This window comes from Hymenobacter sp. YC55 (assembly GCF_029433095.1).
Classification (GTDB): Bacteria; Bacteroidota; Bacteroidia; order Cytophagales; family Hymenobacteraceae; genus Hymenobacter.
The window spans coordinates 2,250,867-2,274,751 of the sequence record NZ_JARNTX010000001.1; the positions used below are offsets into that span (position 1 = coordinate 2,250,867).

Genomic DNA, 23,885 nt, shown 5'->3' on the forward strand with positions numbered 1-23,885 from the left:
ATTCCGATAGGACCGCGGGTTGGTATGCAATGCACTACAAGCCAAACCGTCTTGCTGCAACTAAGCAAAGCTGGCTAGTAGCAGCACATGCCCCCAGATACCCGGTGTAGACAGAGTACCACCTTGGTTGCATTACGGACATTATGCCGCCACCTTCAAAGTGTGCTTCAAGTGAGTTGACTTGGCCTCTCCTGCCCTACCGCTCAAACTTCTTGATTTCAGTTTTGCGCTCTAGTCCTGGGATGTAAAAAGAAGCAATGGCCCGCGCGAAATCCGGTAGTAATTCGCCGTCGTTGGAAAGCACAATCACGGTGTAGCCCTCTTCGGGAAACCGCCACACATCCCCTAAGCCAGGTCCGCCGCTGTGTCCCGCATATAGCAGGCTTTTTTCTTCTCCTAGTGCCCAGCCGGCCCTCGTGAATTCGGAAAGGTGGTTGCCCACGGAGTCTTGCCCATACTGGAGGGGGCGGGCAAAGGCATCGGGGAACAGCACTTCCTTGTCGAGCCCAATTGCCCAGTTGACCATATCGTCGAGAGAAGCAAAGTAGCCTCCGGCGGTATAGGTGTATTGCGGGTAGATAAACTTGTAGGCGCGCAGTCGGCCATCGAGTTCGTAGTAGGTTGTGGCTTTTTGCGGCACCAGGTCGGTGCGCATAAAGGAGCCCACGCGCTGTTCCATATCGAAGGCGCCATCCTTCATGTTCAGCGGGGTGGTTACTTCGTCTTTCAGAAGTTGAGGGAAAGGCTTGCCGTATATTTTCTCCAGGATGTAGCCGGCTATCATAAAGTCGGCTTGTGCGTAGTGCTGCTTGGTGCCCGGCGTGTATTCCAGCGTGGAATCCATCAGGGCTCTTACGACTGTGGCGGTAGAGGCATACGCATCGCCCCGGAATTCGCGGATGCCGCTCGAATGGTTGAGAAGGTGTCTGACTTTGATGGGTTTCCAACTGGCCGGAATCGAGTCGAGGTACTTCCCAATTGGGTCATTAAGGTTCAGTTTGCCGGCGTACACTGTTTTCAAAACCAGCGTGGAGGTAAGCAGCTTGGTGCAAGACGCTATTTGAAAGTTGGTGTGCTCGGTTACGTCGCGCTTCCATTCGGTATTAGCCAACCCGTACGAAGCCACCTTGACCTTCTCTCCCTTCTTAACAACCGCCACTGCCAGCCCCGGAATACCAAGTGCTTTCATCTTGCTGACAACAAATTCATCCACTGAGCGACTAACGGCTTCGGGCGTTTGGGCAGCGCAAGGTTGGGCAAGAAAAGCAAGCAATACCAGACGCACGAGGTACTTGATCATATGGAAACAGCTGATTTGGAAAGGATAGTGTACCGGAACTTCCACCTACCCGTAAGCGGCGGGGTGATTGACGGCGAGAGTACCGGACAGATAGGCTATCCGTTACAAGAGGCAACTAAAATTCAGCACTAAGGGCGCAGCTACGAGGGCTCGTCGCTCTTCACGAGTCTTCATGCCGACGCCGTAGCTACCTGGCCCATTAGCCGGGGGAGTTTATACCGTTATGCTTTCCTCCACTGCTTCCGCAATGTCAATTTCTTCTAATGGCGGCACGGGAGCAAACCGAGACTCATGAAAGTTGGCTTCGGGAAAGCCTGGCGCTACGTCGGCATTGTTGATTTCTACCAGCGTGATGCCGTAGCCGCGGTGCGTGTCGTAAATGCCGCGCACCGTATAAATAGGGCCGCGCTTAGGCGTCTGGATATTGGGGTTCTGCACGAGCAAGAGCGTGAAGTCATCGTTGGTGCAGATAACTTCTTGTCCGGGGTGGAAAAGCGGCGGCTTCATAGCGGCAAAGGTAGCCGGTAAGTGCTAGGGAAAGTAGCTTTTCGTTGGGAAGAAAAATGCAATATCTCTTGAATTAGCAACCTATTGAGGGTGCAAAAGAACCACCTCGGCCATGCTAACTACTGATACTTTTCTTATAGCACAACTTACTCCATACGGCTGGGCTACAACACCCCTGCCCCACTAATCGGCAGGTGAGAGAAGAGTTACTTTTCACTGGAAAGCTGAACAAAAGCCCGCCTACTAACAGTCCTGCTACAAATCTTTCCGGAGCGTCGCTCTCTAAACAGTAAGCTGCCGTTGTAATTCGCAGTCCTATTCGTAAGCGGATAAAAGGGAGGTATTTATAATAATATTAATATACCTATCATTAGGGGGCGCACGTAAAAAAGCTATGCAAAACCCTCACTCTGATGGCCTTGCTCAGCGTCGGCGAGCAGTAGCAATGGCTGTAGCCCTAACCACCGACACTGCATTAGCCCCCCAACGTTACGAGCGTCACCTGCTGTCCCTTTACCAACAAGGCTTCCTCACGATTGAGGAAGTTGTGGAGCTACTCGACTTAAGCGTGTACCAAGTACTTTATCACAGCCGGGCCACATCGCTACCAAGCGAAGCAGATTTGGTGGACTTGCTGGAAAGTTCGCGCCGCTTCAACGCCGAACACCAGATTACGGGCTTGTTGCTGTATAGTGAGGGCCGGTACGTGCAAGTGCTAGAAGGACCCGAGGCCGATGTGCGCGCTTTGTACGGCCGAATCAAAGCGGATACGCGCCACGAGCACGTGGTAACGGTGCTAGAAGGCCCAGAGCCCCAACGCCGCTTCGCCGACTGGCGCATGGGTTTCGGACAGCTAGCCGTATCGCAGGCAGATCAAGTACTAGACACCATCAGGGACCAAGCGCCTTCCAATGGACTGCTAGTAAATGACCCGCACCTGCAAGCCCTGCTCGAAGCATTTGGGAGCCATGCCGTCCCGGAACAAGCATCTAGACTACCGGACGGCATCCCCTCCAGCTAGTTCATATGCATTTACACCCCCTTGATACCAGCCGCTAGCGCTACCGGCCAAGTATATGGTGCCCCCGACGGCCAACCCTACCAGCGTCAACGGGGCGCAACCACCGCAAACAGGACGAGCGTGAGGACAGTAACTACTACTACTTTCACGCTCGTCCTGTTTGTAGTTATGCTGAGCCTCAGATTTTTCAGCGGCCATACTCCAAGTAAGCAAGCATCAGGTGCAAGTGTTACCTACTCACGCAAGGGCTGCTGGCCGCTGACCTTGTCCCGTTTCGCGCAGGAAAAAGGCAACTACAACAGCCAGCGCAATGCCGATAATTCAGAACATGCCGCCTTCCCGGAAGTGCGCCTCGTGTTGGCTTGTGGTAGTCACGGTCTGGCCGAAAAGGCGGCTGAACAACGGACTCAGCAAGGTTGACGCCCTGAAAGTAAGCCTAACGCCTACGCAGCCACAGAATATTTTTTTTAATTATGGTTTTGCGCGGGCTCCAACCCTCTCTTCACTCTCTTCCGCTTGGTGTACCATTCGCATGGTGCGGGTTAAAGCACCTCCCGCAGGTGTTTGTAATTGGCTTTCACGGTGTCAAGCACATCGTCCATGCGGCCGCTGAGCATGAGCTTGCTCATCGACACGGCAAAGCCGGCCATCTGCTCGATTTCCACTTTGGGCGGCATGGCCAGTGCGTTGGGGTCGGTTAGCACGTTCACCAGCATTGGTCCATCGAAGGTCATGGCATGCTCTAGCACTTGGCGCACTTGCCCCGGCTCGTGCACTGTCACGCCAGGAATACCCATGGCCTGGGCAATGGCGGCAAAGTCGGTGTTGGGCATGTCGGTTTGCCAGTCGGGCAGGCCGGCTACTTCCATTTCCAGCTTCACCATACCCAAAGCCCGGTTGTTGAACACGATAATCTTGATGGGCAGTTTATACTGCACGATGGTCGACAAATCGCCGAGCAGCATGGTGAGCCCCCCGTCGCCGCACATGGCAATTACTTGCTGACCGGGCCGGGCCAGCGCCGCCCCAATGGCTTGCGGCATGGCGTTGGCCATCGAGCCGTGGTTCCAGGAACCCATCATCACGCGCCGGCCGGTGGCCCGAATATAGCGGGCGCCCCACACGCAGCTCATGCCCGTATCGACGGTGAAAATGGCATCATCGGCGGCCAGCTCATCGATAACGGTGCTTACGTATTCGGGGTGAATGGCATCGTGCTTGCCCGTGTCCTCCACGTAAGCGCGCATGTTTTTCTGAACGTGCTGGTATAGCTCCAACTGCGCCTTCAGGAAGCTGTCGTCGGTTTTCTGACGCACCCGCGGCAGCAGCGCCTGTAGTGTGTCTTTAATGGAACCACACAGCCCCAAGTCTACCTTGGCGCGGCGGCCCAGGCGCTCGGCTTTGATGTCGATTTGCACGATTTTAGGCTTCACCGGCATAAAGGCCGTGTACGGGAAGTCAGTACCAAGCAGCACCAGCAAATCCGACTCGTGCATGCTGTGGTAGGCCGAGGGCATACCGAGCAGGCCGGTCATGCCCACTTCGTAGGGGTTGGCGTACTGAATTTCTAGCTTGCCGCGAAACGTGTAGCCGATGGGCGAGTGCAATAGACTCGCCAGCTGAATCAGCTCGTCGTGCGCCTCGGCCGCCCCAATACCGCAGTAGAGCGTGATTTTCTGATGATTGTTGAGCATGTCCGCCAGTAGCAGCAGTTCGTGGTCGGAGGGCCGGACAACGGCTTTCGTTTGAAACACCTGCATAGCCGTCATGCTTTCTTCGGCTGGAGCAGCGGCTACGTCGCCGGGCAAACCTACCACGGCCACACCTTTGCGGCTAATAGCGTGCTGAATACCTGCCTGAAACATGCGCGCAAACTGCTGCGGCGTACTGGCTATCTGGTTGTAGCAGCTACAATCGTCGAAGAGCTTGATGGTATTGGTTTCCTGGAAGTGCTCGGTGCCGAACTCGAAACTAGCCTCGGTAGACGCAATGGCAATAACCGGGGCTCCGGAGCGGTGGGCATCGTAGAGGCCATTGATGAGGTGTACGTGGCCGGGTCCGCTGCTGCCGGCGCAACACGCCAAGCCATTGAGCTGCGCCTCGGCTCCGGCGGCAAAGGCTCCCGCCTCCTCGTGCCGCACATGGATCCACTCGATCTGCCCGTTGCGCCGCACCGCATCGTTGACTTCGTTGAGACTGTCGCCGGTCACGGCATAAATTCTTTTTACGCCGGCCTCGACCAGCATCTCCACGAGTTGTTCTGCTACTTTTTTAGCCATGCCTACATGAGAGTATATCTCTCGGGGAAGGGTCCCCAAGTGCCTGAGTATACGCTTTGGCTTGCTGATAAGCGGTAAAATAAAGACTGATTTTTAAGAGCTTACTACGTACAGCGCGCTTCCATTTGCTGTCGGCAATCTCGCCTATGCCGCAGTGCTTCCCTGCTACTAACGCAGAACGCCGGGCATTCAAGCTGAGCGGTTTCTGCTCTGTTAGGGCTATTACCTCGATTTTGCCCGAATGCTATAGCTGAGGAGGTACACCACCACTTACTTCTCTGCGTAGACTACCGAGGGCAAATACTCTCTGCCAACACTTTACTTTCCACTCAACTAGTGCTTTTATGTGGCATAAACGTTCTTGGCTGCTGCCCGTGCTCGGGTTGATGGCGTCTTGCAGTGACTCAACACAACAAAAACAAGCTTCCCAACAGGAAACTCAAGGTGCGGCAGCCGCTACCGACACCTCCTTAGCCTCGGCGCAGCTCCAGCACCTACCGGCCCCAGATACCACGCACGATGTAAAAAACTTCAGTCAGGTAGTGGGTTGGCCAGCAGGCAAATCCCCCACGGCCCCACAAGGCTTCGAGGTAGCCACTTACGCCAGCAATTTCCAGAACCCAAGGTGGATCTACCAGGCTCCTAATGGCGACATCTTCGTGTCGGAATCCAACACAGTCCCACAAACCTCCACGGCCAAAGGCGAGAAGAAACAGGGCCTCAAGCAGTCGAAAGCCATGCGCGAGACCAGTGCCAACCGTATTACGCTGCTGCGCGACGCTAACCGCGACGGTCAACCGGAAGTGCGCGAGGTGTTTTTAACCGGGCTCAACCAGCCGTTCGGTATGCTTGTAATGGGCAATTACTTCTATGTTGCCAATACCGATGGAGTGCTGCGGTTTCCTTACCAAACAGGCCAAACCAAGATGACGGCAGCCGGCCAGAAAATTCTGGATTTGCCGAAAGGCGGCTACAACAACCACTGGACCCGCAATCTACTACCAAGCCTCGACGGCAAAACCATTTTTGTGTCGGTAGGCTCGGGGTCGAACGTCATGGAGCACGGGGCAGACAACGAAGTTCGCCGCGCCGATATTCTGCAAATCAACCCTGATGGGTCGGGCGAGAAAGTTTACGCTGCTGGCCTGCGCAACCCGGTAGGCCTGGCCTGGCAGCCCGGCACCAACCAACTCTGGACCGCCGTAAATGAGCGCGACGGGCTCGGCGACGACCTGGTGCCCGACTACATGACCAGCGTTAAACCGGGTGGTTTCTACGGCTGGCCCTACGCCTACCTCGGTCCGCACGAAGACCCACGCCGTAAAGGAGAGCGGCCCGACTTAGTGGAGAAAACGTTGGTACCTGACGTGCTGCTCGACCCACATTCTGCCTCTCTAGGTCTGGCGTTTTACGACAAGGAGGCATTCCCGGCCCGCTACCAAGGCGGCGCCTTTGTTGGGCAGCACGGCTCCTGGAACCGAGCGTCATTCACAGGCTACAAGGTGGTGTACGTGCCTTTCAAAAACGGGCGCCCTGCTGGTCCGCCAGAAGATTTCCTGACTGGTTTCCTGGTCGGGGACGGCACTAAAAATGCCTACGGTCGCCCCGTAGGTGTTACCACCCTCGCTGACGGCTCGCTGCTGGTCGCCGACGATGCAGGTAATAGAATCTGGCGAGTTAGCGCCTCGCCAAGCGCACAGAAAGGCGTCGCAAGCCGCTAAGTGTTGTGCTAAAAATTCGCTGCCTGGAGCCGAAAAACACGGCTTCAGGCTTCTTTGTGGTCGTTACTAATTTTTAACTCGCTTGAAACAGCCTGGGCAAGACGGCGTGTGAGAATTGGGGTCAGTGTGGAGTGCTAAGATTTGCTTGCATTTAGTTTATAGTTAAGCAAAAGACACTTTACGAACCGTAGTTATTAAGCTATTAATGGTGAAATAATATCTTGGTTAATTACCAAGTCACATTCTTGCTTTTTAGTAAGCCTGCAAAAATCTGTAACTACACACAACAAGCCTTTCCCAATTATAGACTTGTTTTTCAAATAGAGAATATCGGCATAATACTAGTCCCAAAATTGGGAACATTTACCTTTTGCTTTACTTACAATTCCGTAAAATTTGATGGTATAATGCACTACACGCCTACTCCTGCAAATACTTTCTTTGCGCCATGCACTACGCTCCTTTTGCTGCAGAACCTGCTCTAGACGCGCCGAATCTAGACATACCGCTTTACTTTGAAACCATTGACGGCCTGCCCGTCGCTCACGAAGAAGCTGAAGCCGCCTTGCGTAGTGGGCAGGCTGTGCTGGTAGGCACTTTGCTAGTGGGCGTATTTACGTCGTTTTAAAACGGCGCAAGTCTGTAATTAGGCTTACTAATTCTATAGAAAGGTAGCTTTAGCATATGGCTTACCTACTACAGTAATTGTTGCATTAGAAAGCACCTGAGGTTAATTCCGGTTTTCGGCTACCTGCGCGTGGATGGTTTGAATTTGCAAATCGTCCAGAGGCTTATGGATCAAGCCAGCTACTAGCGGAAACTCGTGCACCCGATCGGTGTCGGAAGGAGAAAGCGAGGAAGTAAGAACGTAGATAAAGCAACGGCCTACCAATTGTGCTTCGTATGGCCGTAGGGCCATCAGAAAATCCCACCCGCTAATAACCGGCATATTGAGGTCCAACAAAATTACGTCGGGCACCTCGTTTGGAATGCTTTGCTGAACGTGGCGTAAAGCCTCCTCAGGCGATTGAAACGAACATAAACCTTCTGACAGGCCCTCTCTCTTCAATATTTTCTCGGTAAGAAACACGCTGATATAATCGTCGTCTACAAGTACGGTTCGCATATATTCTTTTAATGTAGGAGCAATTGAAATTCGGTTCCGGCATCTGGCGTACTGTGCACTTCAATGCGGCCGCCCATCACTTCGACGTGCGCATTGACCAAATACAAGCCTAGGCCGCGGCCAGCGGGTACCGAATGAAACCGTTTGTAGAGTTTGAACACGTCTTCACCCGCCTTTTCTCGATCAAAACCCGAGCCATTATCTACTATGTTGAGGCGCACCTCCCCATTTAGATCCAGATTTCCGGTTATAGTTACCCGAAGTGGGCGCTCCTCCGCCCGGTATTTGATTGAATTGGAGAGCAAGTTAAAAAAGATACTGAACAGGTAGGCACGTTTGCCGTGTACGTGCAAATCTTTGGGCACAGCCAGTACAATTTCGCCGCCACATTGCTGGAGTGGCTCCTGCAGGCTGTCTACTACCTGCCGCAACACATCAAGCAGCAACACCGGTTCCGCGGCTTCGGCTACGTCCTGCTTGTCTCGAACAGCCAGTATGGTGTTCAGGTCTTGCAATATAGAGTCGAGTTGCTCGAGACTTGTATGCAAGTGGTTTAAGAGCGGGGCTTGCTCGAGGTCGTCGGTTTGCAGGAGTTGAGTCAGGCCTAAGGCATTAGCCAAAGGCGCCCGCAAGTTATGCGACACGATGTAGGTGAACTGCTGCAAATCCTGGTTGTGGCGGTACAGGTCCGCTGTTAGCCTTTCCTGCTTGGCCTCCGCATCCTTACGATACGTTATGTCAGAGAAATACACCGACAACCCCTCTTCTGACGGATAACATTTGGCTTCGAGCCATAGCCCACCCGTAGTGTAGTACGCCTCGAAACGAACGGTCTGGCCCGTAGCCATTGCTTCGTGGTATTCCTGATAAAAAACGCTGCCTACTTCGGCGGGAAACATTTGCCAGAAGTTTCGGCCAACCGCGAGCTGGCTTTCCACCTTCAAAAGTTGCTGCGCTTCCTGGTTGAGGAAAGTTATATTCCATTCCCGATCCAGCAGAATGAGTGCATCCGTAATACTTTCAAAAAGAGTGTTGAGCCTGCGAGCTTGCTGCTCGATCAGCTGATTGGAGGCAGTCAGCTCCGTTATATCACGGCCAACCATGTGCACGCCTACCACTGCATTATCGACGAGTAGTGGCACCTTGGTGATGCTAAGCACTTTCGGCTCGGCTCCCTTGAATTGCACAGCTACGGTAAACTGAACGGGTATTCCCTGAAAGGCTTCGTTTAGCCTTTGCCTAAAAAATGAAACAAGATTCTCTGGCAGGAAATCATCAAGCGGATGCCCTAATACCTCGGCCTTCTCAAGGTGTAACAAAGTAAGAAAAGGCGCATTTGCATCAAGAATGATGCTGTCTTCATCTTGAAAAAGCAATAGGTCTGAGTTATTCTCAAACAAAGATCGAAAGCGTTGCTCGCTATCAACGAATTGCTCACTCGCACTCATGTAGGTGGTACTTATGTATAGAGAAACCGCATTCCGCCACACCAGAGCGAGGTGTGGAAATCGACTTTCGTTGTTCTATTTTGTAGTACGCCAGCTTGTAGATCGGCGTTACACGCTAAATACAGGGTATTTCATTGAAGTTTAACAACGGGCATTTAATATGATTTGGATTATTAGCCCAACTATTTTAGGAGCAAGCCGGCCAGTAATTACCACGTGCGGCCGAAACAGGCAACAGTACTCTTTTATATCCAAGTAGTTAGCCACAAAAAAGCCGGCCCTTGCATGCAAGGGCCGGCTTTACACTTAACTGACTACATCAATTAGTCGGCTTTCTTTTCGTCTTTGCCGTCGAATACACCTTTCACGGCGCCGCCTACTTTTTTACCAACTTTCACGGCGCCTTGTCCTATTTCCTTACCGGCCTCTTTCACATCGCTACCGGTGTTTTTGGCAGAGCGTTCTACTTGCACGCCTTTGCCTTTGGCTTGGGCCTCGGCCTTGTCGCCGGTTACAATATCAGCACCTTGCGACACGCGAGACTCGGTTTTATCGAAAGATTTAAAGGCAGCGTATTTCAGTTTCTCTTTGGCAATTTCTGTTTTGTCTTTGCCGCTTACATCGCCTTTGATTTGATCATACTTCTGATCCAGGGCCCGCCATTCGGCGTTGATGACGCGCCAGTCGCCAATCTCATACTTGTCTTCATTGGCTTTCACCCGCTGCACAAATGCCTCGTAAGTAGCGCGGGCATTGGCGGCCGTCATAGCAGCAGCGGGGCTAGTGGCTTTGTAGAGCTTAGCGGGAGCTTCCCCGGCGGGAGCGGGTGCAGGCGTGGCTACAGTGGTAGCTACTGGGGCTATAGCGCCAGTGGTATCGGTGCTGGCCGTGGCGGTGCTGGTAGCAGTCGTGCTTTGGGCAGCCATGTAACGCTGTTGCAGCCGCCGTATTTCAGCTTGCTGAGCCGTATCGTATTCCGCCGAATAACGCTGTGTTGCAGCCAGACGGGCGGCAAAAGTATCAGCCACCGTAGTGGAGGGCGTGGTCTCGGCTTCGGTTACGTAGGTCTGCAAGTTGTCGTAGGCTCGCTGGCCTTCTTGCGAAACCTCTTTTTTATCATTCGAAGAACAGCTGGATAAAGCCAGGGTGCTGCCACCGGCTAATAAGGAGGTGGCTAGCAATAAGGTGTTGAAGCGAAGTTGGAACATGACCTTGAAAAATAACACAAGTGAGAACTGGACAGCGTTGACTGTCTGGCTTTTAAACGAGGCAATGCGTCCCAAGGTTGGAAAACAAGTGCGACAATAGCCCTACGCGCCCCTAGGTTAAATGTTGATTTTTAATGCGATTGTCCAAATTTCAACCACATCCTTTAGTGAATTCATCCGCTGAGCAAGCGTATGCTTGTCAATGATAGACAGCGTCTTACAAACACCCCGAGTTTCCACGGTTTATGGAGCAAAACACAGCAGAACCCACAAAAGCCTAGTTACCTGAATCGAGAGTTTCCGAGCGTAATACAGAATAGGCACTAGCAGTGTGATGGGGTTGCTAGCACATGTACTGATGCTTTTGCAACGTGCTTAGAAGGGCTGTAAAAACTTGCTCCGCTTCGTTGGCTGCCTATATTTGCCAACCCACAGCCATGTTGTGGGGCGGTGCTGAAGCCGATATTGTCTTTGTTTTGCTTAGTATGCTGCTCGAAAAGTTAGTTGGAAACTGCCCCTGTTGTTGTTGCCCCGCAACTATCTGACCCGGCATTAGAGAGGCCTCAGCCGCTCTGTCTCCACTTCTTTCGCTACTTCGCATGATTCCTTCCTCGGCTGCTCCACAGCCTGATTTGGTACGCGGCATCCGCCGCTGGGACTTTGTGGCCCTTATTGTCAACATCACCATCGGCGCTGGTATTTTGGGTTTGCCCGCCAAGATTTACGCCTTAGTCGGCGCTTATAGTCTGGTTGCCTACGCGGTTAGCGCGGGGGTAGTCACGCTTATTATTCTGTGCTTCGCAGAAGTCAGCAGCCGGTTTAGCGGGGCGGGTGGGCCTTACTTATACGCCCGCGAGGCTTTCGGACCGCTGGTGGGGTTCGAAGTAGGCTGGCTGCTATGGATTTCGCGCCTAGCCAGCTTTGCGGCGCTTTGCAACCTATTCGTTGATTACGCCGCCTACTTCTGGCCGACGGTAGGCACAGGTACGGGGCGCGCTGTTCTGATGGCCGCTCTCATTGCCGGTCTTACTTTGCTCAACCTAGTGGGAGTGCGCACGGCTTCCCTGGTCAACAACCTGTTTACGGTGAGCAAGCTGCTGGTGCTGGTATTGTTTACGGCTGTGGGCTTGTTTTTCGTGGATTGGCAGGCGTTTTCGTTTGCCGTTGCGCCCACGTACACCAATTTTTCTGGTGCCGTGCTGCTGCTCATCTTCACTTTTTCCGGGTTCGATGTGGCGGCTATTCCGGCCGGCGAGATTCAGCAGCCGCAGCGCAACGTGCCCTTTGCACTCTTTACGGCCATTGCCACGGTAGCCGTTTTGTTCTTGCTCGTGCAGGTGGTGTGCATTGGCACGCTGCCCGATTTGGCTACTGCCGAGCGGCCACTGGCCAGCGCCACCCAACGCTTTTTAGGTCCGGCTGGCGCAGCATTCGTGGCCGGCGCCGCTATGGTCACGGCTCTCGGCACCCTCAATGCTCTCATGCTGACGGGGCCACGCTTGCTGTTTGCCTTGGCCGAGCAGGGCCAGATTCCGGCGTTTTTCAAGGCTACGCACCCCCGGTTCCGCACGCCTCACGTGGCTCTGCTCGTGTCGGCGGTGCTGAAGCTGGTGCTGGCAGTGTCGGGCACCTTCATTTACGCTCTCACGCTTAGCACCATTATCCGGCTTACGTATTTCGCGCTTACCTGCGCCGCCCTCCCGGTGCTGCGCCGCCGCTACCCCGAACGGCCAGCACCCTTTCGGGTTTGGGGTGGAGCGGTGGTGGCTGCTTTGTGCGTAGCGCTATGCCTATGGCTGCTCTCTAGCAGCAAAGGCAATGAAGCCCGTGACGTGGCTCTGTTCGCCGCCGCGGGGCTGGTGCTTTATTTTGTCTCGAACCGCTGGCCAGCAACTCAGTTGAAATAACTGTGTTTCAGTAATGCTCTTGCAAAGCTTCACTCCTACCTTATTCAACCCAGCGCTGCTTAATTCTTGGTTTCCGGTCTACTCCTAGTTCATGTCTCTTTCCACCCCCATTACCTCCGTTGCCATTCGTACGCCCCAGCGCGTGGCCGAAATATCCTGGTTTGATGACCTGTGCGGGGGCGACACGCAGTATCTGAGTGTACTCGACGGCGCCTACCGCAGCTCCTGGGCCCATTGCCGCGACATTGTGCTTGCCTCCGAGCAGCTGGGCTACTCCAATATTCTGCTTCCTACGTCTTACACCGTGGGCCAAGATGTGATGACCTTTGCCGCCGGCATGGCCCCGCAAACCTCGCGCATCAACCTCCTGACTGCCATCCGGACCGGCGAAATTCACCCGCCCATGCTGGCGCGCGCCCTAGCCTCGCTCGACCACATGCTGGCCGGCCGCCTCACCATCAACATTATCAATTCCGATCTGCCGGGTCTGCGCGAGGTGCCGGAACTGCGCTACCAACGCTGCGCCGAAACCATCGAAATTCTACAGCAGGCCTGGACCCAGGAGCGCATCGTGCACAAAGGCGAGCTGTATCAGTTTGATATGCCTGCCGATCCGGCCAAGCCCTACCAGCAAAATGGCGGCCCCCTGCTCTACTTCGGTGGCACGTCGGAGGGTGCGCGCGCGGTGTGCGCCAAATACTGCGACATGTTTCTGATGTGGCCCGAAACCGAGGAAATGCTCTACGAAACCATGCAGGACATGAGTGCCCGCGCCGCCGCTCACGGCCGGGAAATCGACTTTGGACTGCGCATCCACGTGATTGTGCGCGAAACCGAGGACGAGGCGCGGGCTTATGCCCGCAAGCTTATGTCGAAGTTTGACCCAGTGAAAGGTGCCGAAATCAAGAGCCGGGCTCAGGATTCGTGGTCGTTGGGCGTGCACCGCCAAAACCAGCTCCGCGAGTACGCCGACATGGAAGGCTTTGTGGAGCCCCTGCTCTGGACCGACATCGGCAAGGCCCGCTCTGGAGCCGGCGGGGCGCTAGTCGGTACCCCCGACCAGATAGTAGACAAGATTAACCGCTACATGGACATGGGTTTCCGGGCTTTCATCTTCTCCGGCTACCCCCTACTCAACGAAGCCGATTATTTCGCCCGCTACGTGCTGCCGCGCCTGCCCAACGTTTCCATGCCGCATGTGCAAGGCCGCATTCCGCTCGAAACGCCGGTTACGCCCCTCACGACAGCACCACTGCGCTAAGGAGTTGGGCAGCATGAAGTAGAGACGCACGCGCTTTTATGAGGTAGTGAAAAGATTAGCGGACAGGTTTATAGCATGAAACCTGAAGTTGGGGCTGGCGAAGGGAGTTGCGAGGCAAGCCGGGCGTATGCAACTTAGGGGCTGACTTCGCCGCTCCCGCTTACTTTTTTCGCTGCATGGACTTCTCTACTTCTCCCATCCCACCCGTTGCGCAAGCGGCCGAACTGCTTGACGGCAGCAGCCTCGACGTAGCAACAGAGAAGCTGGCGCAGCTTCGTGCCCTGCTGCCCGATGCCTTCAGCGAAGGCAAACTCGACGTAGACAAACTGCGGCTGGTGCTCGGCGAGGCAGTGCACACCGGGGAAGAGCGGTACGGCCTAAACTGGCCCGGTAAAGCCGAAGCCTACAAGGAAATCCAGAAGCGCACCACCGCCACCCTGGCCCCTGACCGGGCCGGCAGCGTGGAATTCGACACGTCGGAAAACGTGTTCATCGAAGGCGAAAACCTGGAAGTGCTGCGGGTGCTGCAGAAATCGTATTTCGGGCAGGTGAAAATGATTTTCATCGACCCGCCTTACAACACCGGCAACGACTCGTTTGTGTACCCCGACGACTACAGTGAGCGGCAGGCGGCCTACAAAAAGCGGGCGGGCATCACCGACAACGCAGGCAACCTCAACAAAAGCGACTTGTGGCGCACCAACACGCGCGAAAACGGCCAGTACCACTCGGTTTGGCTTGGCATGATGATGCCGCGGCTGTACTTGTCGCGCAATCTACTGCGCGAAGACGGTGTCATTTTCGTTTCCATCGACGACAACGAAGTCACTAACCTTCGTCACTTGCTAGATGAAATTTACGGGGAGGAAAATTTTGTAGCCAGCATCATCTGGCAGAAGAAATACAGCCCCCAAAACGACGCAAAGTGGTTTTCGGCCATGCACGACTACGTGCTGGTGTATGCTAAAAACAAAGAACTGTGGCGCCCTTATCTGCTGGAACGCACCGAGGAGATGAACGCCCGCTACACCAACCCCGACAACGACCCACGCGGCCCCTGGAAGTCGGGCGACTTTCTGGTGAAAACCTACTCGGCCGACTACGACTACCCTATCACCACGCCCTCGGGCCGGGTAGTGAGTCCGCCGAGCGGCAGTTGCTGGCGCACCTCCCGTACCAACTTCCAAAAGCTAGTCGACGACAACCGAATTTCTTTCGGCAAAGACGGCAGCAACATCCCTTCCGTCAAACGCTTCTTAAGTGAAGTGAAGCAGGGCGTTACGCCTTCTACGCTCTGGTTGCGGACGGAAGTAGGCGACAACCAGGAAGCCACCAAAGAAGTGCGCGACCTATTCAATGGCCTGCCCTTCGACACGCCCAAGCCCACCCGCCTGCTAAAGCGCATGCTCGACCTAGGCACCCGCCCCGACGAGCAGCACCTAGTCCTCGACTTTTTTGCGGGCAGCGCCACTACCGCGCACGCCGTTATGGCTAAAAATCTGGAAGATGGCGGCAACCGCAAATTCATCTGCATTCAGCTACCCGAAGCCGTGGATGAAATCAGTGGCGCGGCCAAGCTCGGCTACACCAATATTGCGGACGTAAGCAAAGCGCGCATCCAAAAAGCCGCCGCCGCTTTGCAAAGCGCCGCGGCGAAGTCGGTATTGCATCCGGCGGGTGCCGGGAAAGGCCTGGGGTTCCGCTCGTATCGGTTGGTTGACACAAATTTTAAAGTTTGGCAGCCGCGTTACGAAAGCAAGGAGGCCCTACTCAAGCAGCTAGAGCTATTTACCGACTCTCTGCAACACGAGCACCCCGATGAAGAAGCGCTGCTAACTGAGCTTTACTTGAAAGCTGGCAAGCCGCTCACTAGCAAGCCCAGCATCATTCATTCCCGGCCAAACGTTTATCAACTAGACGCTAGCTTGTGTTTGGCCTTTGGGCCATTGACCTCCGAAGCACTTGAACTGCTTACCAAAGCGAAGCCCAAAGAACTACTGGTGCTAAGCCGCGACTACAACACCCCTTCCGGCGATGCTGCCCTCAGCAATATCCGCCTTGACTTGCGCGAAGCGGGAATTGCCTTGTCTATTCTGTAGCTTTTCTGCTTTCGCGCAATGCACACTACAAAGCAGGATTGGCTGAACGATGCCCTTGCCGCGAATGGCTGTTTTGTATCGGGCCATGCGAGTACCGAAAGATTTCTAGGCTTGAAAGGCAAAGCAGAAGTTCGTTTTGCGATGCTGAAGGATGGTACTGCGCTTTATTTCCTGACTATCCGGTCGCCCGAGCCCGACTATCGGGAAGTGTACTGGAAAGCCTTTGAAACGAACATGCTTGGCTGGTTACGGTCGGTGTATCAACCTCTCATCCAGCTTTTCTATCACGATGATCAGGAAGAGTTCGACGTGTTTTTTCCGGGTAGAGGAAGTTTCAGGCAGCTTTCTTTTCAAGGCCTAGCCGAATTAGTGGGCAAATACAACAGCAGTTTCGTTGCCAAACCAGGCACCAGAAAAGACATCAATAGCACCACCAACGATGTTTTTCATTTCTGGACCCGCACGTATTTGTCGTCGTCTTGCGTAGTAGCCGACCTTGATGCCTTCACCTTCAATATGCACCAGGCGGTATTTTATGAGTTGAAGCGTGTAAAGGAATCGTTGCAAACCTGGCGCCCCTACGTCGACGACAGCCGCAATTATGGGGCATTAAACAAGATTGCCCGGGCCCACGGCGGTGTAGCCATAACCTTGGCGTACCAGTCTGCCAGCGACCCGGTGGTGGCCATGCACCGCAACCTAGATGTGCAGGCTCAAGAATGCATCAGAGGCCAAGTGCAACTGCTCGACAAAGAAGTGGTGGTCAGGCACCCGCTCTCCGTCGATTTCTCCGGCCTTAGCTACTACACCAGCACCAACAAACGCCAGAAATGAAACTACAGTTTGATAGCTCGCAAGACTACCAACTCGACGCCGTGCGGGCGGTGGTGGATGTATTTCGGGGGCAGCCGCTCCAGGCGGCTGGGGCAGAAACGCTGTTTCAGCAGGAAGGGAGTTCCCTGGACTTCAACGACCACAGCGTGGGCAACCAACTGGTGCTTACGGAGGAACAACTTCTTGCCAACGTGCGAGAAGTACAAGCCCGGCAGCAACTAGATCAGTCGGCAGCCTTAGCGCGCACCAGTTTCGGAAAGGACAGCCAGCAGGGCTTGATTCCGCTGAACCTGACAGTGGAAATGGAAACAGGCACCGGCAAAACGTACACCTACCTGCGCACCCTGTATGAACTGCACCAGCACTATGGGTTTCGCAAGTTTGTGGTGGTAGTACCCAGCGTAGCAATCCGGGAAGGCGTACTCAAAAACCTGGAAATCACCCACGAGCACTTCCAAACGCTGTACGGCGAAGTACCCATCAATTTTAGCTCCTACGATAGCAGCCGCCTCGGATCCTTGCGCAACTACGCTGCCAGCGACGCGCTGCAGGTACTGGTTATAAATATCGATGCCTTCACCAAGGACAGCAACATCATCAACACCAAGCGCGAAACGGGTGTCCGGCCAATAGAATATCTCCAGCGGGTGCGGCCCGTGGTGATAGTTGATGAGCCGCAAAACATGGAAACCGACGTGCGGCGGGCGGCCCTGGCCAACCTGAATCCGCTGTGTTTGCTGCGCTACTCAGCTACGCACAAGCACCTCTACAACCTAGTGTACAGCCTGAACCCCGTGCAAGCCTACGACCGTGGCCTCGTGAAGCAGATTGTGGTGGATGGCATTACGGGTGGCGCCAACTACAATGCAGCCTTCGTGGAGCTTCGGGCCATTGCGCCCGGCAAGCAGACCCTAGCTGCCAAGCTGCAGTTTTTTGCAAACGGCAAAAGCGGCGTCACGCAGGTGGAAAAGCGCCTCAAGCCTGGCGACGACCTGTTTGCGCTTTCCAATGGGCGAGATACGTATCGGGAGGGGTTTGTGCTCAACGAAATAGATGCTGCCGCCGGGCTTGTGCGCTTTAGCGGCGGCTTGGTGGTGCATCTTGGAACCTCGCAAGGTGGCCCAACCGAGGACGTGATGAAATTTCAGGTAATGCAAACGGTGCTGCATCACTTTCGGCGCGTCAAGCAATTGCAGCCGCGCGGCATCAAGGTGCTGTCGTTGTTTTTCATTGACCGCGTAGCCAATTACCGGGGTACCAACGAAGCTGGCTTACCCATGCTGGGCAAGCTGGGCGTATGGTTTGAAGAAGCTTTTCAACAGTACGCCAGCCAACCCGAATACCAAGGCCTGGTTCCGTACACGGCCGAGCAGGTGCACGCCGGCTATTTTTCACAAGACAAAAAGGGCTTGAAGGACACCAACGGCACCACTAAAGCCGATGATGACACTTACAACCTGATTATGAAAGACAAGGAGCGGCTGCTCAACCAAGCCGAGCCGGTGCAATTCATTTTCTCGCACTCGGCCCTTCGCGAAGGTTGGGACAATCCCAATGTGTTTCAAATATGCACGCTCAGCGAAGCAAAAACCACCCTGCGTAAGCGCCAGGAAATTGGGCGCGGCCTACGCCTACCTGTGGATGCCGCTGGCCAACGCGTACAAGACCAAAGCGTGAACCTGCTGACGGTGGTTGCCAATGAAAGCTACGAAAGCTTTGCCCGAGCGCTGCAGGCCGAACTGGAGGAAGAAACGGGCGTCAAATTCGAAGGTCGCATCAAGAACGCCCGCGAAATAGCTTCTATCCAACTTACAAAAGAGCTGACACCAGCAGGCTGCCCCTCTTTCTTTAGCCTCTGGTCACGAATCCAACACAAAACTCGCTACCGGGTGCAATACAGTTCAGCGGATTTGATACGGGAGGCGGTTGCGGAATTGCGGGACTTTGCGCGGGTTCCGCTGACGGTACCACCAAAGCTGACAAGCGAAACGGCTCACCTAACTATGGGCGCGAAAGCCGGGGTGCAGGCCACACGACAAGTTGCCACGGCAAGCCAAACGACTGCCACCAACTTTGCCATACCGGATGTGTACGCCTACATTCAGCAGCGCGTAGACGTGACCCGGCAGACTATTTTCGAAGTCTTGAAACAGTCGGAACGGTACGGCGAGTTGGAAATTAATCCTCAGCTCTTCCTCGATCAGGTAGTCCGCGTGTTACAGCGCAAACTCAACGAGCTGCTGGTAGCGGGCGTGCAGTACGAGTGGCTACCCGCTCAGGAGCACGATCTGCTAGTCTTCGCCAACGAAGAGCGGGAAACCTTCCGAAGCAATTTATTTGCCGTGGACGTTCACCCGGAAAAGACACTTTATAACTACGTCCCCGTGGAAAGTGACGCGGAGCGTGCCTTTGCCCGCCACCTGGAAGCCAACGAAGCGGTAAAGTTCTTTTTCAAGCTTCCTCGCGGCTTCAAAGTCCCTACTCCCGTTGGCTACTACGTGCCCGACTGGGCCGTGCTACTCGAAGCAGATGGCCCGGTGTATTTCGTAGCCGAAACCAAGTCAACTCTAGACAAGCAACCGCGGCGAGAGGTCGAAAATCTGAAGATTCAATGCGGCCAAAAGCACTTTGCCCTATTTGCCACTGAAGCAGTGTATTACGATGTAGTAACCACTGTACCAGAGATGCTTGCTATAGCTAAGTCCCGTAGCCGCACAGCGCTAGGTAGCTAAGCCAATTGCACAACACCTTCTGTTGCTTTTACTGCGCTCTTTGCGGATTCAAGGCTGAGCGAGCAGCCAGGCCAAGGCGGTTTCCTCTTCGTCGAAATGCCGGTACACAACTGGAAATTGCGCTTGAGCCTGCTGCGCTAAGGAGTGAAGGTCTAAGCGGCCAAATACATTTCTCGCGGACAAAATAGCTACGTACCGGTACAGATTTAACTTAGTAGCGCGGGGCAACCAATCCAAGATAAGCCAAGCAGAATCTTCCTCGGATAAAGGCATTAACACTCGTTGATCGGAAAGCGTCTTGTTCCAACGCGACTTGCCTAATTCAATCAACAAGTGCTCCAGGGTAGCACGGTTTTCAGGACTTGATTCTGCACCTGCCAACCACGTCACGCGTAGATAGCTCTCTTCTTGGACTTTAGAGATGCAGCTAACCTCGTTCTTAAAACAGACAGAGCCAGTGTTCAAAAGTATAGCTTGTAAAAGGAGTACAAGAAAACCTAATGAAACAGGATCAATAGGATTGAAAACTAAAATGTTAGCGCAAAGCTAGACTAAATAAAGTCGTATGAATAATAATATTTATAATCCTACTAGCGTACAAGCACTTAGCTACACACAACAGGCCGATTTCCTTCTATTTAATTACCCTATTCGTTTTCAACCAGGAATAAGCAGACTCCACTTCCTCGAAGGTGTCGACGAGGGGGCGGGTCGCATAGCTTAGCACTCGCTCAATGTCAATACGAGCCGGCCAATTTTGGGAAGCCACCCAGGCAATTGCCTGAATACCATTGTCGGCAAGGGCTTGGAAAAACTCTTGTCCTATCCACCGTACTACTTCGCTCCATCCGTCAAGCACTTGGCTGCTGTCGTTCAGAATTGCCGTGCTTTTTGTTTGACGCACTTTATTTAGAATCATAGCGCAGCCTGCCATTGATGATTCTTCGCTGTGCTCCCCACGCCACGTTACATACAGCCATTTATTGATTGGGTCGTGCGCAATGGTTAAGCCAGGAATATCGAACAAGGTTTGCATATCCCTATCAAGTTTCGAGTTCTACTAATACAGCATTAAGCACAGATCAACGCTGAGCGCCCAATAATGCCACCAACTTCCCTTTCCCTTACCCCTCTTCTAACAACAATAGATACAAGAATATACGGTCTTATATAGTGAATCGGCTTTATTAACTAGTAAAATATCGTTGCCATCGTTACTGATTAGCTTGGCTCCAGCTCTCGGCTACTAGGAGTTACTGCATTTCTTAAAACAAAGAACCCCTGGCAACTGGCCAAGGGTTCCTTGTCTTTCATGCTGAGTTACAGCTTAGCTTCGAATTACGCGTAACTGCTTTTTCAACGCTTCAATCCGGTTTTGTGCCTCATCAATGCGGCCTTGGTACTCTTGGCGGAGCTGGGCCGCATTCTTAGAACGCGCAAAGAATTCGAGGTTGGTTTGCAGAGTGGAGATGTCGTTTTCAAGCTCGTTGATTTCGCGGCGCAGGGCCTGCTCTTTTTTGTAGAGCTGCTGCTGCGAATCGGGGCTGGACTTAAGACGTTCCACTTGCAAGTTGAAGAGCAATTCGGCACGCTCGGCGTAGCTCAGGTTCGGTACCATGTCGAGGTACTTGCCCATCAAGCTCTGGAACCGCTCGTCGGCCCGCTCGTTGTTGCCGCGCGGGTTGCTTTCGGCACTGCCAAAGTCACGCCATTCTTGCACGTGCTGGCGGAAGCCTTCGAGGGTACCGGGCGTGTCCGCCGACAGAGCGGCCACGCTAGCGGCCAGCTGGTCGAGGTAGCTGGTTTGCGCTTGGCTAGCCTGCTGTACCTTCTCCTGGCGCTGCTTCACTTCCTGGTTTTTGCGGTCGAAAAACGCGTCGCAAGCGGTCCGGAAGCGGTTCCAAACTTTGTCGGACTGCTTCTCAGGCACGCGGCCAATGGTTTTCCAATCTTTCTGGAGGCGAATTACAATTTCGCGCCCTTGCTCCCAGTCAGGATTGGCTAAAGCGGCTTCGGCTTGGTCAATCAACTCGAGCTTGCGCTTGAGGTTGCTGTTTTTCTCTTCGTCGAGGGCCTTGAAGAACTGGTTCTTGTGCTGGAAAAAGCCTTTGTAAGCGCCCCAGAACTGCTTGTTCATGGCGTCGGCCTTGTCGCGGGGCACCAAGCCAGCAGCATCCCACTCCTCTTTCAGCTTTTGCAGCTCGTCGGTTTTGGAACGCCACTCGTTTACACGCTCGGTGTGGAATTCGCCGAAGGGCAATAGCTGCTCCAACAAAGCTGTCTTGCGAGCCAAATTGGCGTTTTCCTGCGTGGAGCGCACATCCAAGAATTCCTTCTTCCGGTTGTGCACCTGCTCAGAAGCCTGCAAGAACCGCTGCCAAAGCGCCTCGCGCTGCTCATTGGGCACTGGCCCGATGTGTTTCCACTCCTCGTGCAGCTGCCGCAAATCATTCAGCGCCTTATTAATGCTCGACTGCTGAGTTAAAGCTTCGGCCCGTGCAATAAGCGCCTCTTTCGCTTCGAGGTTGCGGCGACGGTCCAGCTCTTTCATTTCGAAGAACAGGCCGCGGTTGTTGTAGAAAATGTCGAGCAGGGCGTGGTAGCTGTTCCACAGCTCCTGCGTGTCTTTCTGCGGTACCGGGCCGGTAGCCTTCCAATCGTTTTGTAGGGCCTTGATGCGGGCCGAGCTATCCTTAGTTTCGGCCGACTCGACAAGTACCCGCAACTGGGAAAGCAAGTGTTGCTTGTGCAGCAGGTTGCGGGCGCGCTGGTCGTCTTCGGCTTTGGCATCCCGAACCCGGCTGTCGCGGAACTCCTGCATCAGCTTGCTTAGGTCGGCGTAGCCGTCTGGGCCCGTGTACTGGAAGTCATCGCCTTCACTGCCGGCTTCGGTGAACCGCTGACGGGCCGCGGTGCGGTCGGCATTAATGGCTGTTTCGTACTGGCGATAAAGGTCGGAGATTTGCTTGCGGTTCTGGCGCGCGTCGGGGCGACGGAGCAACGCTAGCAACAGGGCGGTTTGCGCAGACAGGTCGAGTGTAGCGAAATCTGGGATGGCCGTTTCCGGCACAAACTCGTCTTCTTCTGCATGCGCTTCTGCCTCCGAAGCCGTGTTTTCGGGAGTTGCAGGCGTTGGCGAGGAAGTGGTAAGATGGGCAATGCCTTCGGGGAAATCCTCGATTTCAGGGGCGGCGTGCAGCTCTTCCACTGGCAATTCAGTATCGGGGGTTGCAGCAACCAGAGTTTCCGTACTCGAAACGGATTCTTCGCTGGCTGTTACTTCCTGCTCGGGCGCCACAGTCAGCGCGTCGGCTTCAGCAGCCACTCCCGACGGAGAAACAACGGAAAACTCGGCATTTGTAGCATCTGAATCAGCTGCGGTTGGGGCCGCTACCGATGCACCAACCGTTGCATTGGTGACGGGCGCAGCAGAATCGGTGGCTACTCCAGCATCGGTGGTGCTTTCGTCGGTGGCTTGGTGAGCACTTTGCACTCCCGGGTTCTGGTCGCCATAATGATCCTCGGCGCGGGCCTGCGGGTCAGAAACGGCTGGGTCGTGCGTAGGCACTTGCGTAGCGGCCGGGCTGGCTGTCACGTCGGCGGGAAGTTCAGCAGTGCCAGCCCCGGCTGGTTCCCCAGCACTTGAATTCACTTCCGTGGCGGGACGTTCAGTGATGTCATCGGCAGAAGCAGAATCCTGCTTGGAGCGGATTTCCGCCAGACGGCGCTCTAAGATGCTTAGCGGCGACTCCGAATTATTGTCGGAATTGGCGGGGGCGGCTTGGTCGTTTTCGGGTAGCATGAGTTCAGCAGAAAAGGCCCGTTAGGTACCTAGGTGGGCGTAGGTGGTGGGCAACGAGGAAGAATCTAATTTAGGCGCGGATCAACAGGGTAGTTGGACAAGGCACGGTAGCGCCCGCCTTTTTCCCTTAAAATAGCCTGCCAAAAAGCATCATTGTCCAAAGTAAAGACTTTCCCGGCAGCATCCGGATGCACAATCCAAACATTGTCCCCGATTTCGTCGGCTAGTTGCCCGGCCGTCCAGCCCGAATAGCCAGCATAGAAGCGGACCGCATCGGGCGAAAGGTCGCCGCTGAGCAGCAAACCCATCAAGACGCCGAAGTCGCCGCCCCAATAAACATCTTGGCCCAAAGCAATGGATTCGGGCACGTCGGGGCGCTGGTGGAGATAATGGAGGGTATCGGGCTGCACGGGGCCGCCCAGATACAGCGGCATTTGCGCTACTTCTGAATCGGTGGGAATAGGAAGTTGCAGTACGTCGGCTAACTGGAGGTTGGAAGAACGGTTGAGCACGAGCCCAAACGAGCCTTCGGTTTCGTCGTGGCGGCACAAGAGCACCACGGAACGTTCAAAATTAGGATCACCAAGAAAAGGCTGTGAAATCAACAGGCTGCTGGAACGAAGACGAGGCATAGCGTTGA

General features: G+C 54.4%; 19 protein-coding genes. 9 read left to right on the plus strand and 10 right to left on the minus strand.

Features of this window, described 5'->3' with window-relative positions; all coding sequences use genetic code 11:
- Nucleotides 1–196 precede the first annotated feature (196 nt).
- Entirely contained in the window at nucleotides 197–1,300 is a 1,104-nt protein-coding gene (locus tag P1X16_RS09600) for a serine hydrolase domain-containing protein (RefSeq protein WP_277228001.1), read from the minus strand.
- Between the two features lie 213 nt (nucleotides 1,301–1,513).
- The gene (locus tag P1X16_RS09605) at nucleotides 1,514–1,807 is read right to left on the minus strand and encodes a hypothetical protein (RefSeq protein ID WP_277228004.1); all 294 of its coding nucleotides are present in this window, start codon (nucleotides 1,805–1,807) and stop codon (nucleotides 1,514–1,516) included.
- A 394-nt stretch (nucleotides 1,808–2,201) separates the two neighbouring features.
- Between P1X16_RS09605 and P1X16_RS09610 the strand changes: the two genes are divergently transcribed.
- Together P1X16_RS09610 and P1X16_RS09615 are read left to right on the plus strand one after the other, a co-directional pair.
- Complete coding sequence (locus tag P1X16_RS09610) at nucleotides 2,202–2,828, plus strand: BLUF domain-containing protein (RefSeq protein ID WP_277228007.1); 627 nt, start codon at nucleotides 2,202–2,204, stop codon at nucleotides 2,826–2,828.
- A 264-nt stretch (nucleotides 2,829–3,092) separates the two neighbouring features.
- Entirely contained in the window at nucleotides 3,093–3,248 is a 156-nt protein-coding gene (locus P1X16_RS09615) for a hypothetical protein (protein WP_277228008.1), read from the plus strand.
- 122 nt (nucleotides 3,249–3,370) lie between these two features.
- On the opposite strand, the gene P1X16_RS09620 is transcribed toward P1X16_RS09615, so the two are convergent.
- The gene (locus P1X16_RS09620) at nucleotides 3,371–5,107 is read right to left on the minus strand and encodes a thiamine pyrophosphate-dependent enzyme (RefSeq protein ID WP_277228011.1); all 1,737 of its coding nucleotides are present in this window, start codon (nucleotides 5,105–5,107) and stop codon (nucleotides 3,371–3,373) included.
- 344 nt (nucleotides 5,108–5,451) lie between these two features.
- Between P1X16_RS09620 and P1X16_RS09625 the strand changes: the two genes are divergently transcribed.
- Nucleotides 5,452–6,828 (plus strand): sorbosone dehydrogenase family protein, encoded by a 1,377-nt coding sequence (locus P1X16_RS09625; RefSeq protein ID WP_277228014.1) that lies wholly within the window; start codon nucleotides 5,452–5,454, stop codon nucleotides 6,826–6,828.
- A 448-nt stretch (nucleotides 6,829–7,276) separates the two neighbouring features.
- On the plus strand, nucleotides 7,277–7,456 hold the full coding sequence (locus P1X16_RS09630) for a hypothetical protein (protein WP_277228016.1): 180 nt from the start codon (nucleotides 7,277–7,279) through the stop codon (nucleotides 7,454–7,456).
- 102 nt (nucleotides 7,457–7,558) lie between these two features.
- Here the strand turns inward: P1X16_RS09630 and P1X16_RS09635 are convergent, their stop codons facing one another.
- The 3 genes from P1X16_RS09635 to P1X16_RS09645 form a co-directional block, all read right to left on the minus strand.
- A complete protein-coding gene (locus tag P1X16_RS09635; RefSeq protein WP_277228019.1) occupies nucleotides 7,559–7,954 on the minus strand; it encodes a response regulator in 396 nt (131 codons plus the stop codon).
- An 8-nt stretch (nucleotides 7,955–7,962) separates the two neighbouring features.
- Nucleotides 7,963–9,402, minus strand: a complete 1,440-nt coding sequence (locus P1X16_RS09640; protein ID WP_277228021.1) for a PAS domain-containing sensor histidine kinase — start codon at nucleotides 9,400–9,402, stop codon at nucleotides 7,963–7,965.
- Between the two features lie 323 nt (nucleotides 9,403–9,725).
- Nucleotides 9,726–10,610, minus strand: a complete 885-nt coding sequence (locus tag P1X16_RS09645; protein ID WP_277228024.1) for a DUF6565 domain-containing protein — start codon at nucleotides 10,608–10,610, stop codon at nucleotides 9,726–9,728.
- A 599-nt stretch (nucleotides 10,611–11,209) separates the two neighbouring features.
- Here P1X16_RS09645 and P1X16_RS09650 point away from each other — a divergent pair.
- The 5 genes from P1X16_RS09650 to P1X16_RS09670 all read left to right on the plus strand — a co-directional run bounded on the left by P1X16_RS09650 (nucleotide 11,210) and on the right by P1X16_RS09670 (nucleotide 19,443).
- Nucleotides 11,210–12,517: an amino acid permease gene (locus P1X16_RS09650; protein WP_277228027.1), complete on the plus strand. Its 1,308-nt coding sequence runs from the start codon at nucleotides 11,210–11,212 to the stop codon at nucleotides 12,515–12,517.
- Between the two features lie 91 nt (nucleotides 12,518–12,608).
- Complete coding sequence (locus tag P1X16_RS09655) at nucleotides 12,609–13,778, plus strand: LLM class flavin-dependent oxidoreductase (protein ID WP_277228029.1); 1,170 nt, start codon at nucleotides 12,609–12,611, stop codon at nucleotides 13,776–13,778.
- Between the two features lie 176 nt (nucleotides 13,779–13,954).
- Nucleotides 13,955–15,877 (plus strand): site-specific DNA-methyltransferase, encoded by a 1,923-nt coding sequence (locus P1X16_RS09660; RefSeq protein WP_277228031.1) that lies wholly within the window; start codon nucleotides 13,955–13,957, stop codon nucleotides 15,875–15,877.
- A gap of 18 nt (nucleotides 15,878–15,895) precedes the next feature.
- Nucleotides 15,896–16,711 carry a hypothetical protein gene (locus P1X16_RS09665; RefSeq protein ID WP_277228034.1) on the plus strand — a complete coding sequence of 272 codons (816 nt, stop codon included), beginning with the start codon at nucleotides 15,896–15,898 and terminating at the stop codon, nucleotides 16,709–16,711.
- Nucleotides 16,708–19,443 carry a DEAD/DEAH box helicase family protein gene (locus P1X16_RS09670; protein ID WP_277228037.1) on the plus strand — a complete coding sequence of 912 codons (2,736 nt, stop codon included), beginning with the start codon at nucleotides 16,708–16,710 and terminating at the stop codon, nucleotides 19,441–19,443. Before P1X16_RS09665 ends, P1X16_RS09670 begins: the two co-directional genes overlap by 4 nt.
- Nucleotides 19,444–19,491: 48 nt before the next feature.
- Here the strand turns inward: P1X16_RS09670 and P1X16_RS09675 are convergent, their stop codons facing one another.
- From P1X16_RS09675 to P1X16_RS09690, 4 genes are all read right to left on the minus strand, one after another.
- Nucleotides 19,492–19,908 (minus strand): hypothetical protein, encoded by a 417-nt coding sequence (locus tag P1X16_RS09675; protein ID WP_277228040.1) that lies wholly within the window; start codon nucleotides 19,906–19,908, stop codon nucleotides 19,492–19,494.
- A 169-nt stretch (nucleotides 19,909–20,077) separates the two neighbouring features.
- Entirely contained in the window at nucleotides 20,078–20,479 is a 402-nt protein-coding gene (locus tag P1X16_RS09680) for a hypothetical protein (protein ID WP_277228043.1), read from the minus strand.
- A gap of 291 nt (nucleotides 20,480–20,770) precedes the next feature.
- Complete coding sequence (locus tag P1X16_RS09685) at nucleotides 20,771–23,245, minus strand: DUF349 domain-containing protein (protein WP_277228047.1); 2,475 nt, start codon at nucleotides 23,243–23,245, stop codon at nucleotides 20,771–20,773.
- Nucleotides 23,246–23,310: 65 nt separating this feature from the next.
- Nucleotides 23,311–23,877 carry a YqgE/AlgH family protein gene (locus tag P1X16_RS09690; RefSeq protein WP_277228049.1) on the minus strand — a complete coding sequence of 189 codons (567 nt, stop codon included), beginning with the start codon at nucleotides 23,875–23,877 and terminating at the stop codon, nucleotides 23,311–23,313.
- Between the last annotated feature and the right edge of the window lie 8 nt (nucleotides 23,878–23,885).